At 40.4% G+C, this 16,007-nt stretch carries 13 protein-coding genes and 1 tRNA gene; 10 read left to right on the top strand and 4 right to left on the bottom strand.

The annotated features are described in order from the left end of the window. Nucleotides 1-189: 189 nt before the first annotated feature. Nucleotides 190-768 carry a Maf family nucleotide pyrophosphatase gene (locus tag J4N24_RS09230; protein WP_207533380.1) on the top strand — a complete coding sequence of 193 codons (579 nt, stop codon included), beginning with the start codon at nt 190-192 and terminating at the stop codon, nt 766-768. On the opposite strand, the gene J4N24_RS09225 is transcribed toward J4N24_RS09230, so the two are convergent. The 3 genes from J4N24_RS09225 to J4N24_RS09215 are packed head-to-tail and all read right to left on the bottom strand — an operon-like array spanning nt 765 to nt 3,917. After that, entirely contained in the window at nt 765-1,697 is a 933-nt protein-coding gene (locus J4N24_RS09225; RefSeq protein ID WP_207533379.1) for a Ppx/GppA phosphatase family protein, read from the bottom strand. The two genes, J4N24_RS09230 and J4N24_RS09225, sit on opposite strands and share 4 nt — an antisense overlap. Before the next feature lie 7 nt (nt 1,698-1,704). Further along, the gene (locus J4N24_RS09220; protein WP_207533378.1) at nt 1,705-3,009 is read right to left on the bottom strand and encodes an ABC transporter permease; all 1,305 of its coding nucleotides are present in this window, start codon (nt 3,007-3,009) and stop codon (nt 1,705-1,707) included. 2 nt (nt 3,010-3,011) lie between these two features. Continuing rightward, nucleotides 3,012-3,917: an ABC transporter ATP-binding protein gene (locus J4N24_RS09215; protein WP_207533377.1), complete on the bottom strand. Its 906-nt coding sequence runs from the start codon at nt 3,915-3,917 to the stop codon at nt 3,012-3,014. Nucleotides 3,918-4,188: 271 nt separating this feature from the next. Here J4N24_RS09215 and J4N24_RS09210 point away from each other — a divergent pair. The 5 genes from J4N24_RS09210 to rplT all read left to right on the top strand — a co-directional run bounded on the left by J4N24_RS09210 (nt 4,189) and on the right by rplT (nt 7,476). Beyond that, nucleotides 4,189-4,262, top strand: a tRNA-Arg gene (locus tag J4N24_RS09210). A gap of 64 nt (nt 4,263-4,326) precedes the next feature. Continuing rightward, a complete protein-coding gene (gene thrS / locus J4N24_RS09205; RefSeq protein WP_207533376.1) occupies nt 4,327-6,252 on the top strand; it encodes a threonine--tRNA ligase in 1,926 nt (641 codons plus the stop codon). A 13-nt stretch (nt 6,253-6,265) separates the two neighbouring features. After that, nucleotides 6,266-6,826, top strand: coding sequence for a translation initiation factor IF-3 (gene infC, locus J4N24_RS09200; RefSeq protein WP_207420858.1), 561 nt, complete (start codon nt 6,266-6,268; stop codon nt 6,824-6,826). A 24-nt stretch (nt 6,827-6,850) separates the two neighbouring features. Further along, nucleotides 6,851-7,051, top strand: coding sequence for a 50S ribosomal protein L35 (gene rpmI, locus J4N24_RS09195; protein ID WP_207420857.1), 201 nt, complete (start codon nt 6,851-6,853; stop codon nt 7,049-7,051). Between the two features lie 80 nt (nt 7,052-7,131). After that, nucleotides 7,132-7,476, top strand: coding sequence for a 50S ribosomal protein L20 (gene rplT, locus J4N24_RS09190; protein ID WP_207420856.1), 345 nt, complete (start codon nt 7,132-7,134; stop codon nt 7,474-7,476). Nucleotides 7,477-7,666: 190 nt separating this feature from the next. Here the strand turns inward: rplT and J4N24_RS09185 are convergent, their stop codons facing one another. Then, the gene (locus tag J4N24_RS09185) at nt 7,667-8,758 is read right to left on the bottom strand and encodes a hypothetical protein (protein ID WP_207533375.1); all 1,092 of its coding nucleotides are present in this window, start codon (nt 8,756-8,758) and stop codon (nt 7,667-7,669) included. Between the two features lie 748 nt (nt 8,759-9,506). Between J4N24_RS09185 and J4N24_RS09180 the strand changes: the two genes are divergently transcribed. The 4 genes from J4N24_RS09180 (at nt 9,507) to J4N24_RS09165 (ending at nt 15,952) form a co-directional block, all read left to right on the top strand. Continuing rightward, nucleotides 9,507-10,589 carry an efflux RND transporter periplasmic adaptor subunit gene (locus tag J4N24_RS09180; RefSeq protein WP_207533374.1) on the top strand — a complete coding sequence of 361 codons (1,083 nt, stop codon included), beginning with the start codon at nt 9,507-9,509 and terminating at the stop codon, nt 10,587-10,589. A 25-nt stretch (nt 10,590-10,614) separates the two neighbouring features. Beyond that, on the top strand, nt 10,615-13,812 hold the full coding sequence (locus tag J4N24_RS09175) for an efflux RND transporter permease subunit (RefSeq protein ID WP_207533373.1): 3,198 nt from the start codon (nt 10,615-10,617) through the stop codon (nt 13,810-13,812). Next, the gene (locus tag J4N24_RS09170) at nt 13,805-15,238 is read left to right on the top strand and encodes a TolC family protein (protein WP_207533372.1); all 1,434 of its coding nucleotides are present in this window, start codon (nt 13,805-13,807) and stop codon (nt 15,236-15,238) included. The genes J4N24_RS09175 and J4N24_RS09170 overlap by 8 nt, the downstream gene beginning before the upstream one ends. A gap of 114 nt (nt 15,239-15,352) precedes the next feature. After that, complete coding sequence (locus J4N24_RS09165; RefSeq protein WP_207533371.1) at nt 15,353-15,952, top strand: Crp/Fnr family transcriptional regulator; 600 nt, start codon at nt 15,353-15,355, stop codon at nt 15,950-15,952. Nucleotides 15,953-16,007: the final 55 nt, after the last annotated feature.

The following is a 16,007-nucleotide window of genomic DNA, read 5'->3' as shown; positions in this document are numbered from 1 at the left end:
AGTGAGTCCATAGTAAGTCCATACTGAGTCCGTATTTAACCGGCAATTCACGGACTTACTACAGACTTACAATAGAGTCAAAGTGCACTGGAGGAGAACTTGCTATGCCCCTGCTAATACAAGTCAAGTTGGTTTTTTTAAATTTTAGCGGCCTCCCTATACAGGTTTTGTTTTATTACCTTTGTAAGTATGAAAACGCTCCCAGGTATCATACTTGCATCTAAATCACCAAGAAGACAGGAATTACTTTCGAAAACCGGAATTGAATTCGATGTTGTGCTAAAGGATGTTGATGAGTCTTATCCCGAAGGATTATCACCTGAACAAGTTGCGGTTTTTATTGCAGAAAAAAAAGCAAAAGCATTTGATGAAACGCTGGAGGAGAATGATATCGTTCTAACTGCAGATACAATTGTAGCTATAGACCATCAGATTCTGGGTAAGCCGGAAAATGAAGAGCATGCATTTGAGATGTTATCATTGTTGTCAGGAAGAAAACACGATGTGATAACTGGTGTAGCCTTACTTCAGAACCATCAGATCTATTCATTTGCGGAAACCACAGAAGTTTATTTCCTGCCCTTAAGCAAAGAAGAAATAAGTTATTACATTCAAACCTATCAACCTTTTGATAAAGCAGGAGCCTACGGTATTCAGGAATGGATAGGCTTGGCTGGGATAGAAAGAATTAATGGTTCTTATTCAAATGTTGTTGGTTTGCCTACACACAGGGTTTATGAAGAACTCCAGAAGTTGGTGAAGAACTAATAAGATTCTGCTGATTCTATCAGCAGGCCTTCTTTTAAACTGAAGGTCGACATTTCTACCCTTGATAGTTGCAGCTCCTCTATTATAAATTGAGCAAGAAGTGAAGCGACTACGATCATGTCTGTTCTTACCGGGAGAATAAGGGAATTATTAGCCCGGTCAATATGTGTGGAAGTAATCAAATTTTGAATGACTGTTTGAAGGTGATGAGAGGTAAATACGTGACAATGGGGTTGTTTTTGTAAATTTTTGCCTTCTCCAAATTGATCGACTTCCAAGGCTGCGAAGGTTTCAAAAGCTCCCGCCGAGCCAACAAGTTTTAGGGGCCTGAACTTCCCGGCTATTTCCTTCAACTCCTTTAGTTCCCTTATCAGATGAAGATGGATCAGCTCCTTATCATTTTTATTAATTGGATCTGAATGATGAAAAGTAGCCATTAATTTAGCAGCACCTACAGGATAGCTCCTTTTCCAAAAGATCTCAGCTTGATTGCAAAAGATGAATTCTACGCTGCCTCCTCCAATATCCATTATTAAAGACGATTCATCCAGCTCTACTGCAGCCCTGACACCTTTGTAAATTAATTCTGCTTCGCGATCACCTGGGATTATCCCGATTTCAATACCGGTTTCATTTTTAACCTGAGTGATAAACTCATCCCCATTCGCGGCAGTTCTTAAGGCAGCTGTTCCGTTAGCCCGGATAAGATCAACAGGATAAGAATCAATAATTGATTTAAAAAATCTTAGAGCTTCAAGTCCTCTTTCATATGCTTGTTCTGCAATCAGCCCTTTATTTATTCCACCTTCACCTAATTTTACATGGCGCTGTTCTTCTACATACTTGTGGATTTTCCCATTTTCAACCGAAGCAATCAGTAAATGGAAGGTATTAGTGCCGAGGTCAAGTGCTGCTATTATTTTGCTCATATAAGGACTACTCTTTATAGCTGAACCACTTGATCAATTCCCTATAACTTGCCTTCTTTCCGTACATTAATATCCCTACACGATAGATCCTCGCTGCAATCAGGGTGATCAGTAAGAATCCGCCAACAAGCAGGACCATCGAAAGAATTAACTCCCACACAGGAACACCAAATGGAATTCTGATCATCATGGCAATAGGAGAGGTGAATGGAATTATGGAGAGCCAGAACGCTAGAGGACTATCAGGACTATTAATTACAAAGTTTATGGAAATGATAAAGGTAAAGATCAGCGGCATGGTAATGGGAAGCATGAACTGCTGCGTCTCCGTTTCACTGTCAACAGCTGATCCAACGGCTGCGAAAATGGAGCTGTAAAGTAGAAAGCCAAAGAGAAAATAAAACAGGAAGGTGCCAATAGTATAGCCAAGAGGAATGGAATCTAATGCAGTTATAATGGCAGCACCTTCGTCTACGGGCGAATCATTTTGAATACCTTTTGCAATGATCTGCTCTTTGCTCTGATCTTTAAGGTGCAGATCTTTGGAGAAGTAGGTACCTGCAAAACCTGCTATAGTTAAGCATAGAACAATCCATAAAAGAAATTGGGTAAGTCCTACCAGACCTACACCCACAATCTTACCGAGCATTAGCTGGAAGGGTTTTACCGAAGAGATAATTACTTCAATTATACGGTTCGTCTTTTCTTCTATAACTCCTCGCATTACCTGCACTCCATAAATGAAAAGGGACATATAAATAAGGAATGCACCAACAAAGCCAATCCCATAGGCAAGCCATGAACTGGCATCTTCTTCTCCCTTTTCCGTGATTTGGCGGGTGTTGAGGCGCAGTTGCGCTTGTTTGGCATTTAAAACTGAAGTATCAATACCGGCAGCAACAAGTTGCCGGGTGCGGGCTATTTCATTAACCTGTGTTTCAATATCGCCGATAACAGAGATTCCGGGCTTCTTCTGACTTAAAAGCTGCAGGTTCTTCTTGTCTTTAGGGATGAGTAATAAGTAATCATCTGTGGACCGTTCAAACTCTCCTCTGGCAGCCTCCGAGGGTTGCTGTGAGTATCTAAACTCTAATGCTGGAGTGTTTTTAAACTTGTTAATAAAGTCTTTTGAATCATCGATAACCAGAACTTTTTGAATATCTGTTAATTCATCCTTCTTGTAGAACATATATCCAATAATTGCATACATTCCTATAAAAAGTAAGGGGACTACAAAGGTCATCACAATGAAGGATTTCTTTTTCACTCTGCTTAAGTATTCCCGTTGTATAATGAGTAAAATTTTATTCATGTCTATTCTATCCCTTTTACCTTTTCTACAAATATTTCGTGAATGGTCGGTATTACCTCATTCAAACTCTGCACCTCTGTATGTGAAATGAGGTAACCTAAAGCATCATTAATTTTCGCGCCCTCTTCCAATTGAATAGTAATTTCGTTGTGATCATCTTTTAATACCTGCTTGATAATCACAAAGGCTGGGGTAATGAGCTGGAGAGGCTCTTGTGAGGAATAACAAATCTTATAGATGTTATTGCGGTAAGAATTACGAATGTCTTTTACGCTTCCTTCAAGGATCTTTTTAGACTTGTTAAGCAATGCAATGCTATCACATAACTCTTCAACCGATTCCATACGGTGTGTTGAAAAGATGATCGTTGCACCCTTATCATTAAGTTCGAGTATCTCATTTTTTATAATGTCGGCATTCACAGGATCAAAACCGGAAAAAGGTTCATCCAGGATTACCAGATCTGGCTGATGAATCACTGTAGCAATGAACTGTACCTTCTGCTGCATCCCTTTGCTGAGATCTTCCACCTTCTTGTTCCACCAGGTTTGGATCTCCAGCTTCTCAAACCAGTATTTAGCTCGCTTTAAAGCTTCGTCCCGACTTAGTCCTTTTAATCTTGACAGATAGATCACTTGTTCGCCTATATCCATCTTCTTATATAGGCCACGTTCTTCCGGTAAATAGCCGATTTTACCTATATGGGTAGAATTCAGCTTCTCCTGGTTAAAATACACGTGTCCCTCGTCGGGAGCGGTGATCTGATTGATTATCCGGATCAGTGAAGTTTTTCCAGCGCCGTTTGGACCTAATAAGCCGAAAATACTTCCTTTTGGAATCTCTATGCTTACATCGTCAAGCGCACGGTGACCTTCATATTGCTTTACGATGTTCTGTACACTTAGCATGATTGTTGATTTTGATTACAGTTACTAGCAGGTAAACATAAGGAAATTCTAAGATTATTGTTTTGCAGCCTTTGTTTCATTGCTTTTTACCTTTAGATGAAGTAAAGACAGGATTGTTAAGAAGAAAAAAATAAAAATTATTAGAAAAATTTTCATCAAACAATTCACTGTTTGTGAGGAGGATAAAAACAGGAAGGTTCTTTTTCTGGTGCTGATGCGAAAAAACTATTGCGTAGTATGTAATGCTTTTCTATATTTGCAGCCACAAAGGGCACCCATAGCTCAGCTGGATAGAGCATCGGTTTTCTAAACCGCAGGTCTCAGGTTCGAATCCTGATGGGTGTACAAACAAACACGGACCGTCAGTAGAAATACTGACGGTTTTTTATTTATTAAATCATAGTTGTAGATGATTAATATTACACTCCCCGACGGTTCCGTTCGTCAGTACGAAAAAGGAACAACTGCCTATCAAATTGCCCTGTCTATCTCAGAGGGTTTAGCAAGGAATGTATTAGCTGCCGAAGTAAATGGCGAAGTTTGGGATGCTAGTCGTCCTATCGAAGCAGATGCATCAGTTAAACTGCTTACCTGGAACGATACTGCAGGTAAGTCAACTTTCTGGCATTCTTCAGCTCACCTTATGGCTGAAGCATTAGAAGCTTTATATCCTGGTACTAAATTCGGAATCGGTCCGGCAATTGAGACTGGTTTTTATTACGATGTTGACTTTGGTGATCGTGAATTTTCTTCTGATGATTTTAAGCAGATAGAGGATAAGATCATTGAATTGGCGAAAGCCAAATCAGATTACGTTCGTCAGCCGGTTAGCAAAGCCGAAGCAGTAGAATACTTTACTGAAAAAGGCGACGAATACAAGTTGGATCTGATAAAAGATCTTCCGGATGGTTCCATCACATTCTATACACAAGGTAACTTTACTGATCTTTGCCGCGGTCCTCACATTCCAAATACTGGTTTTGTAAAAGCAGTAAAGTTGATGAATGTTGCGGGTGCTTATTGGAGAGGTGATGAGAGTCGCAAGCAATTAACACGTATCTATGGTGTAACCTTCCCTAAAGCAAGCGAGCTTTCTGAATACCTGAAGATGATCGAAGAAGCTAAGAAGCGCGATCACCGTAAATTAGGTAAAGAGTTGGAGCTGTTTGCGTTTTCAGAAAAAGTGGGAATGGGGTTACCCTTATGGTTGCCAAAAGGAACTGCATTACGCGAAAAGCTTGTTAACTTCTTGCAAAGAGCACAGGTTAAAGCTGGATACGAACAAGTGATCACCCCTCATATAGGTCATAAAAATCTATATGTAACTTCTGGTCACTACGATAAATACGGTGCTGATTCATTTCAGCCAATAAAAACCCCACAGGAAGGGGAGGAGTTCTTCTTAAAACCAATGAACTGTCCTCACCATTGCGAGATTTACAAAACAAAGCCGAGATCGTATAAAGATCTTCCTGTGCGATTTGCTGAATTTGGTACTGTATATCGTTACGAGCAGAGCGGTGAATTGCATGGCTTAACGCGTGTACGGGGCTTTACTCAGGACGATGCGCATTTATTTTGTCGCCCTGATCAGGTTAAGGAAGAATTCAAAAAGGTAATTGATCTTGTACTATATGTTTTTGGTGCTTTGGGATTTGATAATTTTACAGCTCAAGTTTCCCTTCGCGATCCTGCAAACAAGACAAAATACATTGGTACAGACGAAAACTGGTCTTTAGCTGAAAGTGCAATCATTGAAGCAGCCGCTGAAAAAGGCTTACCAACAGTTGTTGAATTGGGCGAAGCTGCTTTCTATGGTCCAAAACTTGACTTTATGGTGAAGGATGCGTTGGGAAGAAAGTGGCAGTTAGGAACAATTCAGGTTGATTACAATCTGCCAGAACGTTTTGAACTGGAATATACAGGTAGCGACAATCAAAAACATCGCCCGGTGATGATCCACAGGGCGCCTTTCGGATCTCTTGAACGTTTCGTAGCGGTATTAATTGAACATTGCGCTGGTAACTTCCCATTATGGCTTGCACCAGAGCAGTTTATTATACTTCCTATTTCTGAAAAATATGAAGATTATGCGAAAAAAGTTTTAGAATCACTGAATAATTCCGATATTCGCGGGATGATCGACTTACGAGATGAAAAAATCGGAAGAAAGATCAGAGACGCTGAAGTGAAAAAAATTCCTTACATGCTGATCATAGGTGAAAAAGAAGAGGCTGAAGGTAAAGTTTCTTTAAGAAAACATGGTCAGGGAGATTTAGGAAGCATGACAGCGGAAGAATTTAGAAATCAATTAATTAAAGAAATAACAGTTTAACAAATTTAATAATTTGGCGTTAGGAAGACCAGGCGGTTCAAGGCCTCCAATGAAGAAAAAGGAGGCTGAGCATAACATAAACCAATTCATCAGAGCACAACAAGTTCGTCTTGTAGGTGATAATGTTGAAACAGGGATTTACTCATTGCAGGATGCTTTGAAAATTGCAGACGAGCAGGAGTTAGATCTGGTAGAAATTTCACCGAATGCTAGTCCTCCGGTTTGTAAGGTAATCGACTACAATAAATTTATCTACGAGCAGAAGAAAAAGCTTAAGGAGATAAAGTCGAATGCGAAGCAGACTGTAATTAAAGAGATTCGTTTCGGACCGAATACGAATGACCACGATTTTCAGTTTAAACTAAAACACGCGATCAGTTTCCTTGAAGCTGGTGAGAAGGTACGAGCCTACGTACACTTTAAAGGTCGTGCAATTGTATATAAGGAGCAGGGTGAAATCCTTCTTCTGAAATTTGCACAAGCGCTGGAAGAAGTGGGTAAAGTAGAGCAATTGCCTAAATTAGAGGGTAAACGTATGTTTTTAATCGTTGGCTCAAAAGGAACTAAAAAATAATTAACAGGTTAATATATATAGTTTATGCCAAAAATGAAGACCAATTCCAGTGCTAAAAAGCGCTTCAAGCTTACTGGAACAGGTAAAATCAAGAGGAACAATGCGTTCATGAGTCACATCTTAACAAAGATGTCAACTAAGCGTAAACGTAATTTAGGTCAGTCAAGCCTTGTAGCTGATGCTGATTTAGGTAACGTAAAACGTATGCTTTGCATTGGTAAGTAGAAGTTTAATTAAGTTTTAACCCGGCCTTCGGTAGTAAGTTTGCTGTAAAACGCAACGCCGTCCGCCAAAACAAGTAAAAAATGCCACGTTCGGTCAACGCAGTAGCGTCAAGAAGAAGAAGAAAAAAGATCTTAAAATTAGCTAAAGGCTATTGGGGATCAAGAAGCAAGGTTTATACTATTGCTAAAAACACGGTAGAAAAAGGTTTGCAATATGCTTACCGCGACCGTAAAACCAAAAAGAGAGAATTCAGAGCATTATGGATTCAGCGTATTAACGCTGCAGCTCGTCACAATGGTTTATCTTACTCTCAATTAATCGGTAAATTATCTGCAAAAGGAATCACTTTAAACCGTAAAGTTCTAGCTGACTTAGCACTTAACGAACCTGATGCTTTCAAAGCAATCGTTGATTCAGTAAAATAGATCAATATAAATTACTTAGAAGGGAACACCGAAAGGCTGTTCCCTTTTTTTATGTACAAATTTTCAGCTTCTGATTTTTTTTAAAAATTCATTTGTTCTTCATCTTTGCCCGCTAATATTGTATCTAATTGTGATAAGGTTTAGGTTAAGCCTGCAGCTCCCATAGCTGCGGGCTTTTTTATGCGTTACTCTAAAACCTTATTCTCAGTGAAAGTCCAAATCTTCCAGCTTCTGCGTCAGCGTCGGGTGACAAAAATAGACTGGGTCGCCAATCGAAACTAAGGTTTATTGGAGTAGCGGGAATATTGTATTCTATACCTCCGACTGGAACCAAGGCCAATGCTGTATTGCTCCGGCTAAAGAGCAATTGTGGACCGGCGCCCACGTATAAACTAAGCCCAGGGTCAGATGGCATAATGAAATGTTTCTCTACCTGTCCTACAAGGCTCGTTAGGTTTCCCTCGAAAAAGATAAGGGAAGCATCTAGTGCCACGTTTTTGCTGAAATAACGTTTATAATTAGGACCAATGCCTGTTGCACCCGTTCCGAAATCAACACGAAGGCCCAGAGCATTTCTCGCAGACATGCGAGAGTAGGGCGAAACTTTTCTTTTTGATGCGTACGTATTTGAAGTACCAGTATGCCTGGAAGTTTTAGATTCGGTTCTGGTGGTTGCTTGCTTTTTTTCCACCGGTACTTTTCTTGCTGCCGGGCTTGATGTTTTTGTTTGAGTTTTTGCAACCGTAGGCTCTCTTTGAGGTTTTGTCTCTGCTTTAGTAGGAGAGGATTTTTGAGGTACAACTGTTGGATTACTTTCAAGCTTGGTTACAGGGGCAGTTGGTCTGCTTATTACAGCTACAGATTGATCTCCTTCAAGTTCACGGGTTTTCGCGCGATCACTTTGCGCATTAAGCAGGTCAATTGTTTTTATTTTAGTTGTTATACCTCCAGAAGCATCAGGGCTATATTTAACTTTCAGGTTTACAACTGAAGCAGATTTTAAACTGCCACCCATATAGGATACAGCTCTTGCCTGAGGCTTTAAAGCTATCCAACGGTTGCCGTTAAGATAATAGAATAAGTTTTTACTTTTATTGCTAATGTTTACGTAATGTCCCTGGCAGGAGATATTTCCAGCTTTATCACTAACATAGGCAATAACTCCAGCTTCCATGTATAGCTCAGCATTAACATAACAGGTAACGGAAATAGTTCGTTCTTTTTGTTGCGCCAGAGCAAATTTAAAGGTAAATAGTAATGCCAGGAAAATGTATCTCATCATGTGTGGTTTTAATGTGTTATAGAGCTTGTATTACAAGCAGCCCAATAAATTGTTTTCTACTCTCAAAAACCTTTGACTATTAAAAAAGCTGTTTTTTATAACTTAAATACGGCTTGTTTGTAATAGATGACGATATCCTGACTGTTAAAAAGTGTTAATACAAGGCAAGTCTTCATTTTGATTGTTATTTTTGTGCTAGCTGTATGAGATTATTTATTGCTTTTTTCCTTTCCTTATGTTTTTTCCTGCTGAAGGGGGAGAGTAATGCTCGTGCCGAGAGTTTACGAGATCAAGTCTGGCATCTTACATCTTCTAAACCTGCTAAAACACCCCAAACAAACATAAAGTCTTCGAGGCCACACGAAACTGTTAAAGAATATTTTTTTAATATAGAAGACGAAGATGAAGACATTTCTTTTCTCAGAAAAAATGTTATTGTAGCCCACTATTTCATCGTCATTGGCTATGGCTTTATCTTCAGCTATTTCCTAAGCTGTCTAAAACGTCTGTCGTTCGGCAGATATTTACCCCATACAAGCTCTTTCAAATACATCACGCTTCGGGTTTTAAGGATCTGATCACAACATTATTGGTTTTACTGCAGCGTTCCAACCACCTGGCAGGATTTTGCTTTTAAAGTAATTTTATCCTGCTATAGATCGCGCTGTGTTTTAAAACCAATACCAACCGCCCATTAAGGAACATTCGAATTCCATCCATCAATCATTTAATATATTACTTATTGCCCATGAAGAGAGTTTTCATGCTAACGGCAGTGTGCGCCGTATTGTATTTTTCAAGCTGTACTACTAAAAAAGAAGTAAAAGAAGAAGCTAGTAAGTACGTTGTGACTAGTCCTATTAAGATCGACACGTCTTTCACTAAAGAATATGTGTCTCAAATTCGCTCAGTAAGAAACATTGAAATCAGAGCTCAGGAGAAAGGTTTTCTGGAAAAGATCTTTGTAGATGAAGGCCAGTTCGTTCACACCGGACAGGTACTTTTCCGGATTATGCCAAAGATGTATCAGGCCGAGTACCTGAAAGCTCAGGCGGAAGCGAAAGCTACTGAAATTGAATTGGAAAACACTAGGACATTATTCAATAAGAAAGTAGTTTCTAAGAATGAACTGGCATTGGCTCAGGCTAAAGTTGAACAGGCAAAGGCAGAAGTTGCTTTAGCAAAACTTCACTTATCCTTTACAGAGATCCGCGCTCCGTTTAGCGGAACTATTGACCGCATTCCTCTGAAGCTGGGAAGTCTTATAGATGAAGGAGAGTTGTTGACAAGCTTATCTGATAATAGTGAGATGTTCGCCTATTTTAATGTATCGGAGCCTGAATACCTGAACTTTAAAATGCACCACAAAGATGATGTTCACAGTAAAGTAAGGTTGCTTCTTGCCAACAATCAACTGCTGCCGCATTCCGGGATTGTTGAAACAATTGAAAGTGAGTTCGATAATGAAACGGGAAATATTGCTTTCAGAGCTAAGTTTCCTAATCCGGACAGGCTATTGAAACACGGTGAAACAGGTAAGGTTCAAATGACTGTTCCGCTTCCCAACGCTGTTGTTATTCCTCAGAAAGCAACTTATGAGATCCAGGATAAGATCTATGTTTTTGTGGTAGACAAGAATAACGTGGTAAGATCGCGTAACATCGTGGTGAGCAACGAAATGCCTGACCTTTATGTGGTATCGGGAGGCTTGGTAGAAAGCGATAAAATCTTGCTTGAAGGTGTTCAGAAAGTAAAAGACGACGAGAAGATCGAATATGCTTTTGTTGCACCAAACAAGGTAGTTTCAAATTTGAAGCTGTACACTGAATAATGGTTCTATCTTAAAATAGAAAATTATGTTTAATAAGTTTATACACAGGCCAGTCCTGTCTATAGTAATATCACTCATTATTGTGTTCCTGGGAGTGCTTGCCATTACGCATTTGCCTGTAACACAATTTCCTTCTATTTCACCTCCAAAGGTGAATGTTACTGCCGAGTATCCTGGTGCAAACAATGAGTTGATGACTAAAGCGGTCCTCATCCCATTGGAGAGAGCTATTAATGGGGTTCCGGGAATGAAATATATGGCTTCTGACGCGGGTAATGATGGAGAAGCGACGATCCAGGTAGTATTTAATCTGGGAACAGATCCAAATCTGGCTGCTGTTGCTGTCCAGAACCGCGTAGCTGCCGTAACAAATAAGCTTCCTCCTTTAGTAATTAGGGAAGGGGTTAAGATCACCCGTGAGGAATCAAATATGTTGATGTATATCAACTTGTTCAGCAAGGATCCTAAAATGGACCAGAAATTCCTTTATAATTTTGGTGATATCAACATCCTTTCTGAGCTAAAACGTGTAAATGGTGTAGGTTATGCAGAAATCCTTGGTAACCGGGAATATGCCATGCGTATTTGGTTAAAACCAGATCGGATGCTGGCCTACAAGATTTCGGCAGAGGAAGTAATGGAATCTTTAAATGCTCAAAGTCTTGAGGCTTCGCCTGGTAAAACAGGAGAAAGCTCTGGTAAAAGATCCCAGGCATTTGAATATGTACTGAAGTATTCAGGGCGTTTCAGCTCTAAGAAAGAATATGAAGATATTATTCTGAGGTCAAGCCCTAATGGTGAGATCCTGCGACTAAAAGACGTTGCAAACATAGAATTTGGTAGTTCTATGTACGACCTTTATTCCACATTAAATGGCCGGTCATCTGCTGCGATTGTAGTAAAGCAATCTTATGGAAGTAACGCCAGTCAGGTTATTGAGAATGTAAAGGCCAAAATGAAAGAGATTAAGGCCAGTACGTTCCCTAAGGGAGTAGATTATGAGATTAGTTATGACGTTTCAAAATTCCTTGATGCATCCATCGAGAAAGTTGTTCACACACTTGTAGAAGCTTTTATTCTGGTAGGTATTGTGGTATTTCTATTCTTAGGTGACTGGAGATCCACTCTTATTCCTGCTATTGCGGTGCCCGTTTCACTTATAGGAACGTTTGTATTCATGCAATTTTTCGGCATCACGCTAAACCTGATCACCCTATTCGCCCTTGTACTGGCAATTGGGGTTGTTGTGGATGATGCGATCGTAGTAATTGAAGCCGTGCATGCGAAGATGGAAGAGCATCATTATTCGCCATATAAGGCAACAAAGAAAGCCATGCATGAGATCGGCGGTGCGATCATAGCCATTACATTCCTTATGGCGGCGGTTTTTATTCCGGTTGCTTTTATGTCTGGGCCTGTGGGTATATTCTATCGGCAGTTCTCTATTACTATGGCAACTTCCATTATTCTATCTGGAATTGTGGCACTTACCCTTACGCCCGCTCTTTGTGCGATGATGTTGAAGAATAACCATGGAAAAGCAAAAAAGAAGACTATCATAGATAAATTCCTCGACGGCTTTAACAATGCTTTTAATAGACTTACGGGAAGGTATCAAAGGATACTGGGTGTAGTGGTTACTAAGCGGGCATTAACATTCATTACATTAATGGTCTTTTGTGCCGGTACATACTTCATGAGTAATAGTCTCCCTACGGGCTTCATTCCTAATGAAGATCAGGGAATGTTCTACGCTATTATCCAAACGCCTCCTGGTTCATCATTAGAAAGGACTAATCAAATATCAGAAAGACTTCAAAAAATTGCAGAAGATGTTGAAGGAGTACAATCTGTATCGTCTCTTGCAGGTTATGAGATCCTTTCGGAGGGTACAGGCGCAAATGCGGGTACCTGTTTAGTTAACTTAAAACCTTGGGATGAGCGTGAGCATTCGTGCAGCGAAATTATCGAAGAGCTGGAAGAGAAATGTAAGGATATTAGCGGAGCCAATATTGAATTTTTCCAACCACCCGCGGTTCCCGGATACGGTGCTGCAGGAGGTTTCGAGCTTCGTTTGCTTGATAAGACGGGTACCAACGATTTCCATAAAATGGAAGAAGTGAGCAAGGATTTCGTAAAGGAGCTAAATAAACGGCCGGAATTATCCTCAGTGTTCACCTTTTACAGCGCCAGCTTTCCGCAGTACCGCCTTAAAATTGATAATGATATTGCGCAGCAAAAGGGCGTAACAATTGAAAATGCCATGAATACCCTTTCTACCTTAATCGGTAGTAATTATGAGACCAGCTTTATTAAGTTTGGTAGACCGTATAAGGTGATGGTTCAGGCATCTCCTGAATACAGGGCATTACCAGAAGATATTCTTAAGCTGTATGTGAAAAACGATCACGACGAGATGGTGCCATTCTCCGCCGTTATGAAGATGGAGAAAGTGTACGGTTTATCGGAGATTACCCGTCACAATATGTACAATGCTTCGGAGATCAGTGGAACTGCTGCTCCTGGTTACAGTAGTGGTGCAGCTATTAAAGCTATTCAGGAGGTAGCTCAAAAATCATTACCGAGAGGTTTCGGTATAGATTGGGCTGGTATCTCTGCTGATGAGGTGGCCCGTGGTAACGAAGCTATTTATATCTTCCTGATCTGTCTTGGTTTCGTTTATTTGATCCTTTCAGCGCAGTATGAGAGCTTCATACTTCCTTTAGCAGTTATCTTCTCTTTACCTGCAGGTATCTTCGGAACGTTCTTCCTGCTTAAAGTAATGGGACTTGAAAATAATATTTATGCACAAGTTGCCCTGGTGATGCTTATTGGCCTGCTTGGAAAGAATGCCGTGTTAATTGTCGAATTTGCCGTTCAACGCCATCAAGCGGGTGATTCTGTCTTAAAGGCGGCTATGCAAGGTGCAGTTATCCGTTTCCGTCCAATTCTGATGACTTCGTTCGCGTTTATCGCAGGATTAATCCCTCTGGTAGTGGCTCATGGCCCGGGAGCTTTAGGAAACCGTACCATTGGTACAGCAGCTCTTGGAGGGATGCTGTTTGGAACTGTCTTTGGAGTACTTGTTATTCCAGGCTTGTACTTCATTTTCGCCAAAATAGCCGAGCGTTTTACGCTTGTAAAACATGAAGATGAAAATCCCTTAAGTGAAGAAGTTGATCATCACCACGCAAAAAAAGAAAAGATTGAGGAATATGTTTAATCTGAAAAGATATACAGGTATGAGCTTGCTGGGATTTATCCTGGCAGCCTCAGCCTGCAAAGTGCCGTCGATCATCCAGGTGACGGAAAATAAAACAGTACCTGGTACATTCGGAAATAGTCAAGATACTGTTAATATATCCACCCTAAAGTGGAGGAGCTATTTCACAGATCCAAACTTGCAGAACCTGATCGACACAGCCTTAAAAAACAATCAGGAGCTGGCGATCACTTTGCAGGAGATTCAAATTGCTAAGAACGAGGCCCTGTTTAGAAGAGGCCCCTTACTGCCTACAGTAAGTGCAAAATTAGGTGCGGGCCTTGAAAAGGTAGGAAGGTACACCAGCCAGGGTGCTGGTGATGCCTCTACCCAGATAGAAGAAGGTAAGGAGATGCCTGACCCTTTGCCTGATTTTGTTGCCGGAATTTATGCTAATTGGGAGGTTGATATTTGGAAAAAGCTACATAATGCTAAAAAGGCTGCTTTAACCCGTTATTTATCAAGTATTGAAGGCCGGAACTTCGTTCTTACTAACCTCATTGCTGAGGTGGCAAATTCTTATTACGAATTACTTGCCTTAGACAATCAGTTGGATATAATCCGACAGAACATTGAATTGCAAAAGAATGGACTTGAGATAGTGAAGGTTCAGAAAGAAGCAACGCGGGTTACAGAACTGGCTGTTCAGAAATTTCAGGCGGAGGTATTAAAATCTCAAAGCATGGAGTTCGACGTGCTACAGCAGATTAAGGCAACCGAAAATAAAATAAACTTCCTTTTAGGTCGCTACCCACAGGATATCCCACGGCAGAAAGGGAATTTTCTTGCGTTGGTTCCTGCTGCCGTTAAGGCAGGTATTCCCTCACAGCTTTTAGCTAATCGCCCGGATATAAAACAAGCAGAACTTGACTTGGCTGCGGCAAAACTGGATGTAAAAGTCGCCCGTGCAGAGTTTTATCCGTCATTGGGAATTTCAGCAGGTTTAGGATTGCAAGCTTTCAAACCTTCGTATCTAACAAAGATCCCTGAATCAATGCTTTATTCTCTGGCGGGAGATCTAACCGCGCCACTGATTAACAGGAATGCTATAAAAGCCGAGTTTTACATGGCGAATGCCAGGCAGTTACAAGCTTTATATAACTACCAACGTACTTTGTTGAATGCTTATCTTGAAGTTTCTACGCAACTTTCAAATATCAGTAACCTGGAGAAAAGCTATGACCTGAAGTCGAAGTCGGTAGATGCGCTTAATCGCTCTATTCAGATCTCTAATGATCTCTTCGCTTCTGCCCGTGCAGATTACCTGGAAGTGCTGATGACACAAAGGGACGCATTAGAATCAAAACTAGAGTTGATTGAAACTAAACGTGACCAACTAAATGCTGTGGTAAACGTGTATAGAGATTTGGGTGGTGGTTGGAAGTAATATCATCTGAATGAGAGAGGCTGGGCAATTTGCCCGGCCTTTTTTATATTCAGTTATACAAACATTTCTTTAATCATTTAATGAAACATTAATATTATTGCATTCTGAAAATCTATGGCAGAAGGAAGTGCAATAATTGACTACATTAGAAGGTTTGTTGATATAAATGAGGAAGAAGCTTCTGTCTTCAATACTGCATTTAAAAAAATATTTATCAAGAAACGCCAGTTCATTGTTCAGCCCGACTTTCCAGTTCCCAATCGCTACTACGTATTACAGGGTGCTTTTAGAGCCTATGTAGTAACGGAAGAGGGACACGATCACACCGTTTCTTTTGCTATCGATGACTGGTGGATAACTGATTATAATGCTTATCTATACCAACAGAAAGCGACAATGTTCGTTGTAGCGCTGGAAGATAGTATGGTATTAGCCCTGGATTTTACAAAAGAGCAGGAGCTGAAAATTCAGAATCCAAAGTTTGAAACCTTTTTTTGTAGGATTGCTGAAAGAGGCCTGGCTTACCAACAGCGTAGAGTGATTAGCAATCTCACGATGACAGCCGAGGAGAGGTATCAGGACTTTCTGAATCGCTATCCGCTTTTTGTCCAACGGGTTCCTCAATATGCCCTAGCTTCTTTTTTAGGAATGTCCACCGAATACCTTTCGCGATTGCGTAATAAACGGGTAACAAAAACAAAGAATAACATTTAAAAAAGTTGAACCAGATCAACTTTATTTCTTAATCCAGATCATGAGTAATTAAATC

Origin of the sequence: Desertivirga arenae, assembly GCF_017355785.1 — a bacterium.
GTDB lineage: Bacteria > Bacteroidota > Bacteroidia > Sphingobacteriales > Sphingobacteriaceae > Desertivirga > Desertivirga arenae.
The sequence above is the reverse complement of the archived record's forward strand: the minus strand, read 5'-3'. Positions and strand labels throughout refer to the sequence as shown.